The organism is Vibrio sp. Scap24 (assembly GCF_013394185.1).
GTDB lineage: Bacteria > Pseudomonadota > Gammaproteobacteria > Enterobacterales > Vibrionaceae > Vibrio > Vibrio pomeroyi.
On the sequence record NZ_CP041332.1, the window covers coordinates 2,936,083 to 2,950,787 of the forward strand.

At 45.0% G+C, this 14,705-nt stretch carries 12 protein-coding genes; 7 read left to right on the forward strand and 5 right to left on the reverse strand.

The features are described from left to right. Positions 1 to 181 precede the first annotated feature (181 nt). The 7 genes from FLM53_RS13160 to cyoE all read left to right on the forward strand — a co-directional run bounded on the left by FLM53_RS13160 (position 182) and on the right by cyoE (position 9,915). Positions 182 to 1,297 (forward strand): efflux RND transporter periplasmic adaptor subunit, encoded by a 1,116-nt coding sequence (locus tag FLM53_RS13160; protein WP_176681677.1) that lies wholly within the window; start codon positions 182 to 184, stop codon positions 1,295 to 1,297. 8 nt (positions 1,298 to 1,305) lie between these two features. Beyond that, positions 1,306 to 4,404, forward strand: coding sequence for an efflux RND transporter permease subunit (locus tag FLM53_RS13165; RefSeq protein WP_176681676.1), 3,099 nt, complete (start codon positions 1,306 to 1,308; stop codon positions 4,402 to 4,404). A 731-nt stretch (positions 4,405 to 5,135) separates the two neighbouring features. After that, on the forward strand, positions 5,136 to 6,032 hold the full coding sequence (gene cyoA / locus FLM53_RS13170) for a ubiquinol oxidase subunit II (RefSeq protein WP_080968015.1): 897 nt from the start codon (positions 5,136 to 5,138) through the stop codon (positions 6,030 to 6,032). A 5-nt stretch (positions 6,033 to 6,037) separates the two neighbouring features. Continuing rightward, a complete protein-coding gene (cyoB, locus tag FLM53_RS13175; RefSeq protein ID WP_176681675.1) occupies positions 6,038 to 8,119 on the forward strand; it encodes a cytochrome o ubiquinol oxidase subunit I in 2,082 nt (693 codons plus the stop codon). Beyond that, positions 8,109 to 8,726, forward strand: coding sequence for a cytochrome o ubiquinol oxidase subunit III (gene cyoC / locus FLM53_RS13180; protein WP_010439790.1), 618 nt, complete (start codon positions 8,109 to 8,111; stop codon positions 8,724 to 8,726). The genes cyoB and cyoC overlap by 11 nt, the downstream gene beginning before the upstream one ends. Next, entirely contained in the window at positions 8,726 to 9,037 is a 312-nt protein-coding gene (gene cyoD / locus FLM53_RS13185; protein ID WP_010439794.1) for a cytochrome o ubiquinol oxidase subunit IV, read from the forward strand. The genes cyoC and cyoD overlap by 1 nt, the downstream gene beginning before the upstream one ends. An 8-nt stretch (positions 9,038 to 9,045) precedes the next feature. Continuing rightward, positions 9,046 to 9,915 (forward strand): heme o synthase, encoded by an 870-nt coding sequence (gene cyoE / locus FLM53_RS13190; protein WP_048664128.1) that lies wholly within the window; start codon positions 9,046 to 9,048, stop codon positions 9,913 to 9,915. Positions 9,916 to 10,023: 108 nt separating this feature from the next. Here the strand turns inward: cyoE and lepB are convergent, their stop codons facing one another. The 5 genes from lepB to FLM53_RS13215 form a co-directional block, all read right to left on the reverse strand. After that, entirely contained in the window at positions 10,024 to 10,671 is a 648-nt protein-coding gene (gene lepB / locus FLM53_RS13195) for a signal peptidase I (protein WP_176681674.1), read from the reverse strand. Beyond that, positions 10,658 to 10,900 carry a hypothetical protein gene (locus FLM53_RS13200; RefSeq protein WP_176681673.1) on the reverse strand — a complete coding sequence of 81 codons (243 nt, stop codon included), beginning with the start codon at positions 10,898 to 10,900 and terminating at the stop codon, positions 10,658 to 10,660. The genes lepB and FLM53_RS13200 overlap by 14 nt, the downstream gene beginning before the upstream one ends. A 395-nt stretch (positions 10,901 to 11,295) precedes the next feature. Further along, the gene (locus tag FLM53_RS13205; protein ID WP_176681672.1) at positions 11,296 to 12,369 is read right to left on the reverse strand and encodes a YafY family protein; all 1,074 of its coding nucleotides are present in this window, start codon (positions 12,367 to 12,369) and stop codon (positions 11,296 to 11,298) included. Between the two features lie 466 nt (positions 12,370 to 12,835). Beyond that, positions 12,836 to 13,825, reverse strand: coding sequence for an efflux RND transporter periplasmic adaptor subunit (locus tag FLM53_RS13210; RefSeq protein WP_048658256.1), 990 nt, complete (start codon positions 13,823 to 13,825; stop codon positions 12,836 to 12,838). After that, positions 13,825 to 14,445, reverse strand: coding sequence for a hypothetical protein (locus FLM53_RS13215; RefSeq protein ID WP_048658257.1), 621 nt, complete (start codon positions 14,443 to 14,445; stop codon positions 13,825 to 13,827). Before FLM53_RS13215 ends, FLM53_RS13210 begins: the two co-directional genes overlap by 1 nt. Between the last annotated feature and the right edge of the window lie 260 nt (positions 14,446 to 14,705).

The following is a 14,705-nucleotide window of genomic DNA, read 5'->3' on the forward strand; positions in this document are numbered from 1 at the left end:
GGTACTTGGTGTTGCTCAGCTTAATACACTTGGTTCTGCGCTAAGCATTATGCTTTTTGTGATGGTTTTATCAATCATTAACGATGAAACTTATTTTTAACATAACCAAACTAGACAGTCTAGTTTGGTTTGGTTAGTCTAAAAAAAGAACATGATTGAGTACTGCATAGGAACAGTGAGTATGTATAAATTGATGAAGGGAAGTGCGGTGGCGTTGTCTCTATCTACTTTTCTTGTTGGATGTGGCGAAAAGGAACAAGCCCAAGATTCGGTTGATTCAACCAATCAAACGGCTTCGAGCGTCCAAACCATTTTAACTGTAGAAACGATGGCCTTAGCGCTGTCTTCCTCTTATGCCGTGCAGCGTGAATATGTTGGTGTGGTTAAGGCGGGTCAGCAAGCCAATTTAGGTTTCGAACTGGCGGGTAAAGTGAATGAGATTCTGGTTGATGTCGGTGACACAGTAACCGAAGGTCAGCCCCTGATTCGATTAGACACTCAACTGTTACAGACTGAATCGAGCCAACTAAAAGCGCAAGCCGAAGAAGTGAAAGCTCAACTGAGCCTTGTGGCCGCGAACTTAAAACGTCAACGCTCACTGAAAGCAAAAGGCTTCAGTGCCGAAGCGGAGATTGACTCGTTAACCAGTGAACAGCGTGTGTTGCAAGCTAACTTACTGCGCATTGATGCCTCGGTAAAAGGCAACGATCTCAAACTAGTAAAATCGACAATCCTTGCGCCTTATTCGGGCACTATCGCAACGCGCTTTGTGTCGCTCGGCGATGTGGTCAATGTCGGCAATCCAACTCTTACTTTGCTCGCTTCTGAAGGCAAAGAAGCTTTTATCGGCATTCCTGCCCATCAAATGCAAAAAGTGACCTCGCTCTCTTCGCCAAGTATTCGTGTTGGGCGAGATGATTACGCAGTGATGCTGCTGAACCCGGGTGCCATGGTCGACACGCAATCTCGTAGTGTTGGCTTACGTTATCTTTTCCCTGAGCAAGCGACTGTTTTAGAAGGCCAACTTGCTTACCTTAAGTTTGACGAGCAAATCGACGACCAAGGTTATTGGGTGCCATTAACGGGTTTGATTGATGGCCTGCGCGGTGTGTGGAACATTTTCGTGGTGGGTGAAGACAATAAGGTTGAACGCCGCAGTGTTCAGGTGCTGTTTGCCAATAATCAGCAAGCGTACGTGAGTGGTGCAATCGAGGATGGCGAACAGGTGATCGCGAGTGGTTTACATCGCTTGGTTCCCGGTCAAACCGTGAAGCCAGCCAACGTTACTGCTGAATAGGAAATAGTATGAAAATCATAGAGACTATTTCCAATACCCGACTGCTGATCTTAATGACTGCGCTGCTGATGGTGAGTGGCATTTCTGCGTTCATGACGCTGCCACGCGCAGAAGATCCAGTGATCATCAACCGTTATGCAAACATCACAACCAGCTTTCCCGGTGCCAGTGCCGAACGTGTAGAAACCTTGGTCACAGAGGTGATCGAGAACAAGCTGCGTGAGCTGAGTGAAGTCAAGCTGGTGAGTTCAACTTCAAGGCCGAGCGTGTCGATTGTTACGCTTGAACTTAATGACACCATCACCGAGCCCGAACCAGTCTGGTCACAAGCGCGTGACAAACTGTCTGACATCGAATCCATTTTACCTGCGGGTGCGCATTCTCCCGATCTCGACAGTGACCATACTTACGCATTTACAACCATTGCTTCTCTGACTTGGTCGGGTGCAGGCGAACCTGACCGTTTAACTCTTGGGCGTTATGCCAAAGAACTGGCTAAGCGATTAAGAACCTTGTCGGGTACTGAGTTTGTTGATGAATATGGGGTGCCACAAGAAGAAATCCAGATAAGTCTACGAACCGCTGATGCCGCAGCACTTGGGCGTTCGAGTGCCAATATCGCCGAGTCTCTGGAAGGGGCAGACGCTAAGAACTCGGCGGGTGAATTGGTCAGTGCGTATTCTCGTTTTGGTTTAGAGATTGAATCGGAACTTGATTCCATTGAACGCATTAAACAAGTCCCAATCGCGACTGACAGCAATGGTCATATCATCCGCATGGAAGACATTGCATCGGTGAGACGTGGCGAGAAAACGCCTCAAGATCAGATTGCCATTATTGATGGTGAGCCGGGTGTGATTGTCGCAGCGAGAATGCATCCTGATCTCCGAGTCGATAACTGGACGTCACGAGCAAATGCTCTGATTGAGAAGTTTCAACAAGAGCTGCCTAGCAATATAGATGTCACTGTGTTGTTCAACCAGCAAGGCTATACCGAAACTCGTTTAGACGATTTAGGTAAAAGCTTGATGATCGGTTTTGGCTTGATCTTGATTGTGCTGTTCGTGACCTTAGGTGTGCGCGCCGCAATATTGGTGGCGATTTCTCTGCCACTGACTTCATTGCTTACGTTGTCGATCATGAAAATGACTGGCGTGCCAATCAACCAGATGTCGGTGACTGGCTTAATTGTTGCACTCGGGATCATGGTGGATAACGCGGTGGTGATGGTTGATACCATTCAGGCGTATCGCTTGAAAGGGCAACAGCGAGCGGAAGCGACCATGAATGCTTTGAAGCACTTGTGGGTGCCTCTGCTGGGGTCAACATTAACCACGGTTCTGGCGTTTGCACCGATCATTCTGATGCCGGGTGCATCGGGTGAGTTTGTCGGTGGTATCGCGATTACTGTGTCTTTCTCATTGATCGGTTCTTATGTGATTTCGCATACCTTGATTGCAGGCTTAGCGACCAAGCTACTGCCGAAACAACTCAGTGATGTGGATAAGAAAGGGCAACATCATTGGTATATGACAGGCTTAAGAATTCCAGCATTAACACGTTGGTTCTCATCTTCTGTTCGCTTTGGTGTAACGCATCCAATCATCACTATTGCGTTGGTGTTGTTGGTTCCGTTTACTGGCTACTGGAGTATGTCTCAACTGACTGAGCAGTTCTTCCCACCATCAGATAGAGACATGTTTGAGATTCAGGTATACATGCCGCCACAAGCAAGTATTTATGCCACCCAAAACACCTCTGAGAAAATCGACGACATCATTCATCGCTATCCAGAAGTAGAACGCATTGATTGGCTAGTGGGCGCTAACTTCCCATCTTTCTATTACAACTTGCAAGCAAGGCAAAACAACGCGCCGTACTTCTCGCAAGCCATGGTCAAAACAGAGAACTTTGACCAAGCCAATGCGTTGATTCCAGAGTTGCAAAAGGTGTTAGATAACGAAGTGCCGGAAGCACAAATCTTGGTACGAAAGCTTAATCAAGGGCCTCCATTTACTGCGCCAGTTGAGCTGCGTGTTTATGGTGAAAACCTCGATACATTAAAAGCGATTGGTGAAGATGTTCGACTGATTCTGGCAGGTGTTCCTCATGTGACTCACACTCGAGAAACATTGCAACCGGGTACGCCTAAGGTGTGGTTGAAGGTCGATGAAGACACCGCGAAACTTAACGGTATCTCACTCAATCAATTTGCTGGCATGCTGCAAACTACGCTAACAGGTCGTGAGAGTGGATCTGTGATAGAGGGCAGCGAATCGGTGCCAATCCGTGTTCGTGTCGCGGATGATGCGCGTGAAAACTTGGCGCACTTAAGCAATATTCGTTTGCCGATCAGTTCTGATGTTTACTCAACAGGGATTAACGTTTCGACTCTGGCAGAGCTTGAATTGACGACCAGTCGTGGTGCGATTACACGTCGTAACGGACAACGTGTCAATACCATTGAGGGTTACATTGAAGCGGGTGTTTTACCTCAAACCGTGCTTAATGAGTTCCAAAAACGCTTAGAAAGCTATGGGATGCCATCAGGTTATACGATTGGTTTTGGTGGTGAATCCGCTGAGCGTGACAATTCAGTCAACAGCCTTATTTCGAATGTCGCCGTTGTGGTTGTATTGATGGTGTTAGTGGTGGTGATGTCGTTTAACTCGTTCCGAATGAGTAGCATCATCTTCATGGTAGCAGGATTGGCTGGTGGCCTAGGTTTGCTGTCGGTGTGGATCTTCGGGTATCCATTTGGTTTTACGGTGATCATAGCCATGCTCGGGATCGCGGGCTTAGCGATTAATGCTGCTATAGTGATTCTGACGGAATTGAAACTGGATGAACAAGCTTCATCAGGCAATGTGGATGCGGTAGTTGAGGCCGTGATGTCGTGTACTCGTCATATCAGTTCAACCACGATCACAACCGTTGGCGGTTTTATGCCATTGATCATCGCTGGTGGTGGCTTCTGGCCTCCGTTCGCGGTCGCAATTGTGGGCGGAACGGTATTAACCACGCTTATTTCTTTCTACTTTGTGCCTGTGGTTTATCACTTAATGACTAAAAACCAGCGCAAGAAAGTCGTCACAGCAACAGCATAATCTCTCTCTTAATGACGATTACTCCTCTCTTTTTAGGGGAGTAATACCCACTTAAAACAGATCAAAATACTTATCAAATCGGCTTTCCAGGTCGATCTTTGCCATTATATTTCGGCAGCTAACTGGCATTATTATCAATGAAGAACCGTGTGTTATTCGAATATCTAATGGGTTTCCGATTGAAGCAATATCTTTTCTAAATACCATTAAAATCCTATGTGAATTCATAAATTTGATGTTCATCACGCTTTGTTTAATTCGCTCTTTCTAATGTACCCAAACATCGCTTCGCTTCATCATTGTTGTTTTCTGATTTCTCCGATTCTTACTGATCCCTTATCAGCGTTGGTTTTACATGTGTAGCACGCCCATGTCGTGCAGCTGGTTTTCTATCTATTTCCCATGTTTCACTTTCATAACTGGAAGGTTAGTTTCCAAGTTTGTTTGGTGAGCTTTCAATTTCGACTCCTCATAATGCGCTAAATGTAACAATGTATTTCAAAGTGTAACAATTAAGTCATATTTTTTGTGTGGTTTTAACCGCGCGGCAATGTTTCGGCTGCGTTGTGCTGTCGTTTTAATTTGGCAGTTTTGACGATGCAGAAATGGGCTTAATTCAGTTTCGCTTTGAGATGCGTCGTTTCACATGCTCAACACATAAATATTCTAATGACCATGACAACCAGTACTCGGGCGTTCGTTCTGAGGCTGGATAACCATCGAGAAAGTTAATGGAAGCTTCAAGATATAAACGCATTTTATCGAGAGCAAATCTGTCGAGGATTGGTTTGGTGGGAACCGTCCTGATGCTCGAAGGATGTAACTCCGCATTGCTCGACCCAAAAGGTAGCGTTGGCGTTCAGGAAAAGGAGCTGATTATCACGGCTTTGTTGCTGATGCTAATAGTCGTCATCCCCGTGATTCTGATGACCATCTACTTTGCTTATAGATACCGCGAAAGTAATACCACAGAAGAGTATGCACCTGACTGGGCGCACTCAACCAAGATCGAAGTGGTGGTATGGACGATTCCAATCATCATCATCGCGATTCTTGCCACCATCACTTGGCGAACAACACATGAACTAGAGCCTTCAAAGCCTCTGGAAAGTGATGTGCAACCTATGGTGATCGAAGTGGTCTCTCTGGACTGGAAGTGGCTGTTCATCTATCCGGAGCAAAACATTGCGACGGTTAACTATGTTGCGTTCCCGAAAGATGTTCCGGTGACGTTTAAGCTAACTTCAGACAACATCATGAACGCGTTCTTTATCCCGCGTCTTGGTTCGCAGATCTATGCGATGCCGGGAATGGTGACCAAGCTGAACTTGATTGCTAACCATGAAGGTGACTTCAAAGGTTTTGCATCGAACTACAGTGGTAAAGGGTTCTCGCAGATGAAATTCACTGCATCAGCCATGCCTGATCAAGTGGCATTTCTAAACTGGGTGGAAAAAGTGAAAGCAAGCCCTGACCGCATTGAAGATTGGGAGCAGTTCCGTTCATTGGCTGCGCCAAGTGTGGCTGAACCCGTCACTCTGTTCTCCAGTATCCCACCATTTTTATTCACCGATGTCGTGACCCAGCACCCTGGTTCAATGAACTGTTTGCCGGAAACCCAAGGATAATCGTCATGTTTGGAAGATTAACTCTAGACTCAATTCCCTACCACGAACCCATTATTTTGGTCACGTTAACCATGATCGCTCTAGTGGGCAGTTTAGTGGTGTATGCGGTAACCAAAGCCGGTAAGTGGCAATACCTTTGGAATGAATGGTTTACTTCTGTAGACCACAAAAAATTGGGCTTCATGTACATTGCTGTAGCAATGGTGATGTTAGTTCGTGGCTTTGCCGATGCGGTCATGATGCGTAGTCAGCAATTGCTTTCTGCTGCCGGTGAAACGGGCTATTTACCGCCACATCACTACGACCAGATCTTCACGGCTCACGGCGTGATCATGATTTTCTTCGTAGCGATGCCTTTGGTTATCGGTTTGATGAACATCATCGTGCCGCTGCAAATCGGTGCTCGTGATGTTGCATTCCCTTATCTGAATAACCTGAGCTTCTGGCTGTTTGTTGTGGGTATTATCCTCACCAACATGTCGCTGGGCTTGGGTGAATTTGGCCGTACGGGTTGGTTGGCGTATCCGCCGCTTTCCGGCATTGAGGCAAGCCCTGGAGTGGGTGTCGATTACTGGATATGGGCGCTGCAAATATCTGGTGTGGGTACCACATTAACGGGTGTGAACTTCTTCGCGACTATTTTGCGCATGCGTACTCCGTCTATGCCAATGATGAAGATGCCAGTATTCACGTGGGCGTCTCTGTGTGCCAACATCCTGATCATCATCTCTTTCCCAATCCTGACGGTGACCATCGCGTTACTGACTTTGGATAGATACATCGGCACGCACTTCTTCACCAATGACCTTGGTGGCAACGTGATGATGTATGTGAATCTGATTTGGGCATGGGGACACCCTGAGGTGTACATCCTAATCTTGCCTATCTTCGGTGTGTTTTCTGAAGTGACTGCAACCTTCTCTCGCAAAAAACTGTTTGGTTATACCTCGCTGGTATGGGCGACGGTGGCTATCACTATCCTTGCGTTTGTGGTTTGGCTGCATCACTTCTTTACCATGGGTTCAGGCGCCAATGTGAATGCCTTCTTCGGCATCGCAACCATGATTATCTCTATCCCGACCGGGGTTAAGATTTTCAACTGGTTGTTCACTATGTACAAAGGTCGCATCCGTTTCACAACGCCTATGCTGTGGACAGTTGGCTTCCTTATCACCTTCACCGTTGGTGGTATGACGGGCGTGTTAATGGCGGTACCGGGCGCAGATTTCATTCTGCATAACTCAGTATTCCTGATTGCTCACTTCCACAACGTAATCATCGGTGGCGTAGTATTCGGTTGTTTTGCTGCGATTGGTTACTGGTTCCCGAAAGCGACCGGTTTCACTCTTAACGAGCTTTGGGGTAAACGCGCATTCTACTGCTGGATCATCGGTTTCTTGATGGCGTTCTTACCGCTTTACGCTCTGGGCTTTATGGGTATGACGCGTCGTTTGAGCCAAGACATCAACCCTGAGTTCTTCCCTCTACTGGCGGTTGCAGCTGCAGGTACAGGCGTAATTGCGATGGGTGTTGTTTGTCAGTTCGTTCAAATTTACGTGAGTGTTCGTGACCGAGACCAAAACCGAGATCTAACGGGTGACCCGTGGGGCGGACGTACATTCGAATGGGCAACATCGTCACCACCGCCGTTTTACAACTTTGCAAAACTGCCTAAGGGCGATGAACTAGATGCGTTCTGGTACCAAAAGCAAAGTGGTGAGTTTGACCCAACTCAGGAAGAAGAATACGAACGTATTCATATGCCGAAGAACACACCGACAGGCATTTATGTGTCTGCATGGGCGTTGGCATTTGGCTTCGCAATGATTTGGTACATCTGGTGGCTAGCAGCTGCAAGCTTAGTGGGTATCGTGGTGACGTGTATTCAACACAGCTACAACGACGATGTGGATTACTACGTAGAAGTTGAAGAGATCAAAGCGATTGAAGCGGCTCGACGTGCACAGCTTGAAGAAGCTAAGAAACAGTCAGTGAAAGGCGACAACTCTGGTCGTGGTAACAGCGCTGACGGTGACAGTGATAACAACGAAAACAAAGATGATTTGGAGACGACGTATGCAAGCTAATACTCCGTCACACACTTATGATCTTGCACACTCGCATGATCATCACCACGAAGCTGCGGGCAACAAGTTGTTTGGCTTCTGGGTTTACTTGATGAGTGACTGTGTCCTGTTTGCCACGCTTTTCGCGACTTATGCCGTGCTTGAGAGTGGATCTATCGCAGGCCCTACAGGAAAAGACATCTTTGAACTACCGTTCGTGTTTGTCGAAACCATGATGCTGCTGTTCAGTAGTATTACCTTTGGTTTTGGCATGATCGCAATGAAGCGCAAAGACGTGACCGGACTGAAGCGATGGATCAAAGTTACTTTCGTTTTGGGCTTAGCCTTTATCTGTATGGAAGTGTATGAATTCCACCACTTGATTGCAGAAGGTTATGGTCCTCAAGAGAGTGCGTTCCTTTCAGCGTTCTTTACCTTGGTTGGTACACACGGTTTGCACGTAACGTTCGGTCTTATCTGGATGGCGGTGGCTTATCACCAGCTTTCAACCAAAGGCTTGAACGACAACATGTCGATGCGTTTCCAGTGCTTGAGCTTGTTCTGGCATTTCCTTGATATTGTTTGGATTTGTGTATTTACCATCGTGTACTTAATGGGGGTGATGTAATGGAACAGCATCTAGATAGCGGTGCAACGGATTACGTGAAAGGCTTTATTGCGTCACTGATTCTAACCATTATTCCGTTCTACATTGTGTGGTCACATGCGCTGCCAAGCACTGAAACTTACGTAATCTTGTTCGGTTGTGCGCTGGTGCAAATCTTTGTGCACTTTAAGTACTTCTTGCACATGGAAGCGAAATCTTCTGATGGGCGTTGGAACTTGGTGTCGCTGATGTTTACCGCCATTGTTGTATTGATTCTTATCGCTGGCTCGGTATGGATCATCTACAACATGAACGTCAACATGAAGTTGTAGGCTAGGGTATGCTGAAAAGTTATTTGTCTATTACCAAACCGGGCATCATTTTCGGCAACCTGATTTCTGTTGCGGCGGGGTTTTTCCTCGCTGCAAAAACAGAACCAGCCAGTGCGATGTTGTTACTGACGACATTAGCGGGTGTAGGGCTTGTGATTGCATCAGGTTGTGTGGTCAACAACATCTTTGACCGAGATATCGACCAGAAAATGAAACGAACCCAGAACCGTGAATTGGTTCAGGGCAACATCAACACCGACGTCGCATTTATCTATGCGTTAGTCATGTTGTTGGCAGGCACGGCGCTGCTGTTTCAATTCGTTAATCCGATGTCTGCGGTAGTGGTGTTGCTTGGCTATGTGTTTTACGTCTTTTTCTACACCATGTGGTACAAGCGTAATTCGGTTTACGGCACCTTAGTGGGTAGCATCTCTGGCGCGGTTCCGCCACTGGTTGGCTACCTTGGCGTGACAAACTACCTGAGCTTAGAAGCCGTTCTGCTGTTCATCATGTTCTGCTTATGGCAGATGCCACACTCGTATGCGATCGCGATGTTCCGCATTCAAGATTACCGCGATGCAGGCATTCCTGTGTTACCGGTGAAGGAGGGGGTCGACAAAGCACATCAGCACATGAAAGCGTATGTAGTCGCGTTTGGCGCAGTTGCTCTGGGACTATTTTTGCTCGGAGAAGCGGGTTACGAATACCTAGCGGTGTCGGCGGCTGTTTGTTTTATGTGGACCAAAGTGACATTCCGCAAGGTCGATTGCCTCAACTACATTCAGTGGTCAAAGACCGTCTTCAAGGTCTCTCTACTGGTGGTGATGAGCATCAGTGGTGTACTCGGGCTAGAACTGATTCCGTTACCTTTTTCTTAAGGTAAATCGCGAGTATGACAAAAGCCGAGCTATATTGAATAGCTCGGTTTTTCTTTCAGCTTATTGCTTATTGCTCAGCGCTTGGTGTGTATCTAATATCTGTGCTTTCTAACATGTTCTTTGGAAAGGCGAGTAGCTCTCGACCATGGTTAAGGAGCAATTTAACTTGCGATTTCCATTGGCAACATTGAGTAGAACTTTGTTATAGACACCATTAACGCTATTTATATCGACATAACCAAAGCTCTCATAGGTTGAGTCGTATGAGTAGTCTCGATTGTCGCCAAGAACAAATAACTTTCCTTCTGGTACATGCCAAGTAATATTGTTTTCAAGTATGTTTGAATCTTCTTTGAGATACCTAACATTATATTGGCTATTACCTATTTGTTCTTTTATATAAACAAACCCATTTTCTTTTTTAGTTATGCCATAGGATAATTTATTATCATTGATATAAAGATCACCATTGTCTAATGTGACAGTATCTCCAGGTATTCCAATCACTCTCTTTCTGAAGGTTATATTTTCACTTCGATGTTTAGGTGGATGTCGAAACCTAATGACATCGCCATACTCTGGTGTATATCGCCCCGGTCGAACGCCACTTACCGTTGTCCAGTATTTACCTTCAAAGGTTGGCGCCATACTTAATCCTGTATTGGTATTGATCGAGCTAGAGAAAAAGTAAAATAGCACGAATATCCATAACGCAAGCGAAGTCGACATTGATAGAAGTAACTTAAAGCTCTTCATAACGGTTTCTCCTGCTGCAGTACTTCTCGGCAAGTAGGGTGATACTGTAGTTCGCGGCAACAAATGAGCAGTAAAATAGTCCTAAAACGACAATGATTTCAATGATGTCATTGAAGCCACCATTGAATAGGTTTTTACAGAGTGAGTAGTAGAGGAATAAGCTTAAGCTTAGAAAAATCGCAGCTATTGCCAGCAGAATCCATTCTACCTTTGATAAATTACGGTTCATTAATTTTACACCATGAAGAATAAAATAACAGGTAACGCAAGCAGTCGGCTAAATACTTTTAAAGGTCGATACCAATAAAAAGGAAGACGATGTACTAAGCTGTTTGATTTATAATTAAGGTGATAAAGCTCATCAATAAATGATCTTTTTATATTGTCTATCACGGTTAAGCCTAATTGTATTTTTATTTGGAATAGTATTGTGTCAACAAAATCTGACATTTTCTGTCTAAAACAACAAAAGTTATTAAATTTAATATTATCGAGTAGTATTTAGAGCGCTATTGTTCGTTGTAATGTATTTGTATTTGTTATAACTTGCTTATGTTGTATTTATAATGGTGTTTTAATATTGGAGGAGCCAATATTGAACTTCATATATGGTGGTGTTTGAACTTAATGTGCATAGACGTTCATTGCGTGTTTAATATCTTGTATTACATCAGTACGTAGCTGCTTTGGCTTTAGAATTTCAACGCAATCGGCATTGTTAATAAGCCATCTTTTGAAATCGACGCTATCTTGAGCTTGGGCTTTTACGATGTAGTGGCTGTGAGCTGTCTCTTCTATATTTTGACATTCACTGAGTTTGTACTCGTCGACAAATCGGTTTTTGCCATCAGTATCTCTTGTCATTTTTAAAAGCACTTCACAGGTTTCACCACCGTTGACCGTTTTACCATTGCTTGTTGAGAGGTAAGTTGTGAGGCAAAAATTCTCTTGATTACCCATAGAGAAGTTCTGACCTGAGTGAAGCTTAACATGGCTAATGTTATGCACAGTGTAGGTGCGATATTTACCAGGCATTGAACTGCTCTCAGCATTTTTTTTATAACGCTCTAATCCAACGAGGTAAAAGGCTTTTTGGTAAACGAAAGAGGCATAAGGGTCGACTTCGCAACGGCTTCCTTCATATTCAAATGAGACCACTTTGCGATTTTCTAGCGCACTCTCGAGCTTGCTTAGCACAGTGTAATCGGCCTTGGGAGCAACAACATCGTAACTGCTGACCTGTATTTTAAAAGGTGCCGAGTTTGATACGTTCTTTGCTCTGGAAAGCAGTGTTAACGCTTCACTTAGTTTCGTTCCTGCAGACGGCAGTATACGTTCAAGTACTTGGCTACCTATGATACCTAGGATCGAGATCGATTCATTTAGCCCAGGGTTCACATTGAACTCCGCGCCTTCTTTTACCTTATAGCGAGCTTTTGATGCGATTCCTTCTCGAACCAGAAGATCATTGTGTCCGTTTGGTCCGTCTCCCTGATCTCCATGATACTTGTAGATCGAATCTAAGATGCGCTCCGCCCACTTTTGCTGGGCTTCTTTAGAGGTATCTCCACGGTAGTAAAAAGGCTGTTTTCGCACATCATCTAGGTACTCTTTTGGCGTTATTCCTTGCTCTTTGATTGAAAGCAAATTGAGGCAATGTAAGTAACAATAAAAATCACCGAACGCTTTTGCTGACACGTTATTCCTCCATCTCTAATTGATATTTATCGTATTTAATCACAAATTTATTTCAAAGAATGGCAGGAAATCACACTTTTCATGTGGGATTAGATGAAACAGTTCGTTTTTACATCAGTTTTATCGCGTATTTTGTAACTGTTTGTAATGAGGTTATTTTTTGAACGGAAATTGCAAGGTTATCGGTAAAATTAAAACATTGCTCCCATAAATAGGCGGTTGGTTTTATTGCCACTTTTTGGTAATTGTGATTTGTTTTTTATGGCTATTGAGTTTGGGTGTGAGAAGCACTTGATTAAGAGCGCATTTTTAAGGGAAGGAGTCGATTAACTGTGTATTTTTAAAGGAGAGGTGTGCTGTTTCTTAGTTTGTTTAATCTTGAGAGTTATGCGCTGCTGCAATAAAAATACCCCGACGAGCGGGGTATTTTTGTTTGTCTTCTATTCAACTCTTACGCGTAGCTTGTTTACCAAGCGCCTAGGTAAGACTTGTACGATTGTAGGCGAACGGTTGCTGCGCCAATCACGTCAATGAAGCCCCAAAATGGATGCGGTTTTTCTGCTGAAATCCAAGCCGAACCCGCTGCGCCAATCGGGATGTTGTAACCTTCTGGTTCAAAGATTTCTAGGACGATTGTACGACCTAGGCCATTGCCATTTTGCACTACGTGTTGGCCAACGCTTTGTGGTCCTTGAAGTGGTGAAATGCTTGCCTCACCCGTACCCGCGGTAAAACTGTGTACCTTTGCTCGGAACACGTGACCCGGATAAGCATCTACGAAGAACTCAGCAAAGTCACCCACCTGGACATAGCCGTATGTTTGGTCTGAAATACGCATCTCTAGGAACTTTTTGCTGGTGTTGTAAAGGTGCATGTTGCCCATGACAGAGCCTTCCGCAATGTTCACAATAGAGACTTGGCCATCAAATTCAGCTCGGATGGTTTTTTTCTCTTGTGCCCAGTTAACTTTCTGCAAGTCGGCTTCTAATGACGTCAGCTCAGCGTGCATGACACGAAGGTCTGAATTGTATTTCTCCACGTCGCGCATGTTGAAGATTTCTGGCGATGTTTCTGCGCGGTCTAAGTCGCGAGTCATCTGTTTGATCTCTTCTTCTTTCTGCACGATTGAAGATTCGATCTTCGCTTTGTCTGCGGCAGAGTCGATATCAACGAGTGTGTAGATGATGTCGCCTTCTTTTACCATTTGGTTGTGGTCGACAAACACTTTATCGATTTGTTGGCCAAAGATTGGAGACATCACTGCATGTGGTGCTTTCACTGTCGATGAGTTGGTCATATCAACCGGTGCCCACAGGCGAGATACGATAGCTAATAATCCAAGAATCACAGCACCGCCAATGGCAGCCCAAGTGTAGTTCTTAATCGTCTTCTTTAATGCGCCAGTCGCAAATAGGGACCATACAATCAGAATGTATGGAATCATCATCTCTTTCATTATGCGGCCTCGTGTTTGGTTGGTGCCTGCTCAGACGTTGCTTTTTCTGTCGCTTGTGTGTCGATTGCTGTTTGTTCGTCAGTGACATTTTGTTCATCACTTGCCTTGGACGAACCTTTAGTTTTTACAGCCTCATTACTAGAAGGCTCATTTTCGGAAGACTTAGGTTGAATACCACGACGAATTACGTCGCTGATCGACTGACCAATGTGTTTCCAGTTAGCAAGGGCGATAACCAAAGCGATAACCCAGAAGGTTTTGCTAATGAATAGGCCACAAAGAGAGAGTGCGAAGACGATTTGAACGTGTGCACTTTTATGTTCTTTTGCTTTATGAACACCCAACTCATGGACTTGCCACATGCCATATATCGCAGCAAGAACAACAGCGAGCGTTACTGAGAATAGGTAACCAGAGAAGAACTCGGTTTGAAAGAAGTTCATCATCATTTCGTTCGGGTGGTTATTGAACTGAGAAAGATCGATGTCTTTGGAGTGGATTTTACCCATTGGAGCCAGTGCCCACGCACCCGCTAGCATGAGTGCCATAAATAGACAGAATTTGATGAGAACCATCGCGACGGCCCCAACTTTCTGCAGAACGATTTTAAGAAATTTCATATCTCAACCTAAATAAGGAGAGAGAAAGTGCAGCCTTGGTACAAGACTTTTAGATGACATCTGAAAGAGGTGTTGAACTCACTTAATCGTATAGACCGACTGAGTCAAAAGTACTAGATGACAATTAAAAATCGCTTTGACCACGTAGACAACGCATTCTCGCGAATAGAGTGTTAAAAACACCTGGCGAAATCATTCTTAAGTAACGTCAACCATTGATAGGTTCGTTTGCTGCATTGGGTTTTAAGGCCGTCTTCCGT

Bases quoted from the DNA above. Each gene is read 5' to 3' on its own strand.
- FLM53_RS13210 (WP_048658256.1), bottom strand. From the start codon at position 13,825: ATGAAAGAGATGATGATTCCATACATTCTGATTGTATGGTCCCTATTT.
- cyoA (WP_080968015.1), top strand. From the start codon at position 5,136: ATGGAAGCTTCAAGATATAAACGCATTTTATCGAGAGCAAATCTGTCG.
- FLM53_RS13160 (WP_176681677.1), top strand. From the start codon at position 182: ATGTATAAATTGATGAAGGGAAGTGCGGTGGCGTTGTCTCTATCTACT.
- cyoC (WP_010439790.1), top strand. From the start codon at position 8,109: ATGCAAGCTAATACTCCGTCACACACTTATGATCTTGCACACTCGCAT.
- FLM53_RS13200 (WP_176681673.1), bottom strand. From the start codon at position 10,900: ATGAACCGTAATTTATCAAAGGTAGAATGGATTCTGCTGGCAATAGCT.
- cyoB (WP_176681675.1), top strand. From the start codon at position 6,038: ATGTTTGGAAGATTAACTCTAGACTCAATTCCCTACCACGAACCCATT.
- cyoE (WP_048664128.1), top strand. From the start codon at position 9,046: ATGCTGAAAAGTTATTTGTCTATTACCAAACCGGGCATCATTTTCGGC.
- FLM53_RS13215 (WP_048658257.1), bottom strand. From the start codon at position 14,445: ATGAAATTTCTTAAAATCGTTCTGCAGAAAGTTGGGGCCGTCGCGATG.
- lepB (WP_176681674.1), bottom strand. From the start codon at position 10,671: ATGAAGAGCTTTAAGTTACTTCTATCAATGTCGACTTCGCTTGCGTTA.
- FLM53_RS13165 (WP_176681676.1), top strand. From the start codon at position 1,306: ATGAAAATCATAGAGACTATTTCCAATACCCGACTGCTGATCTTAATG.
- cyoD (WP_010439794.1), top strand. From the start codon at position 8,726: ATGGAACAGCATCTAGATAGCGGTGCAACGGATTACGTGAAAGGCTTT.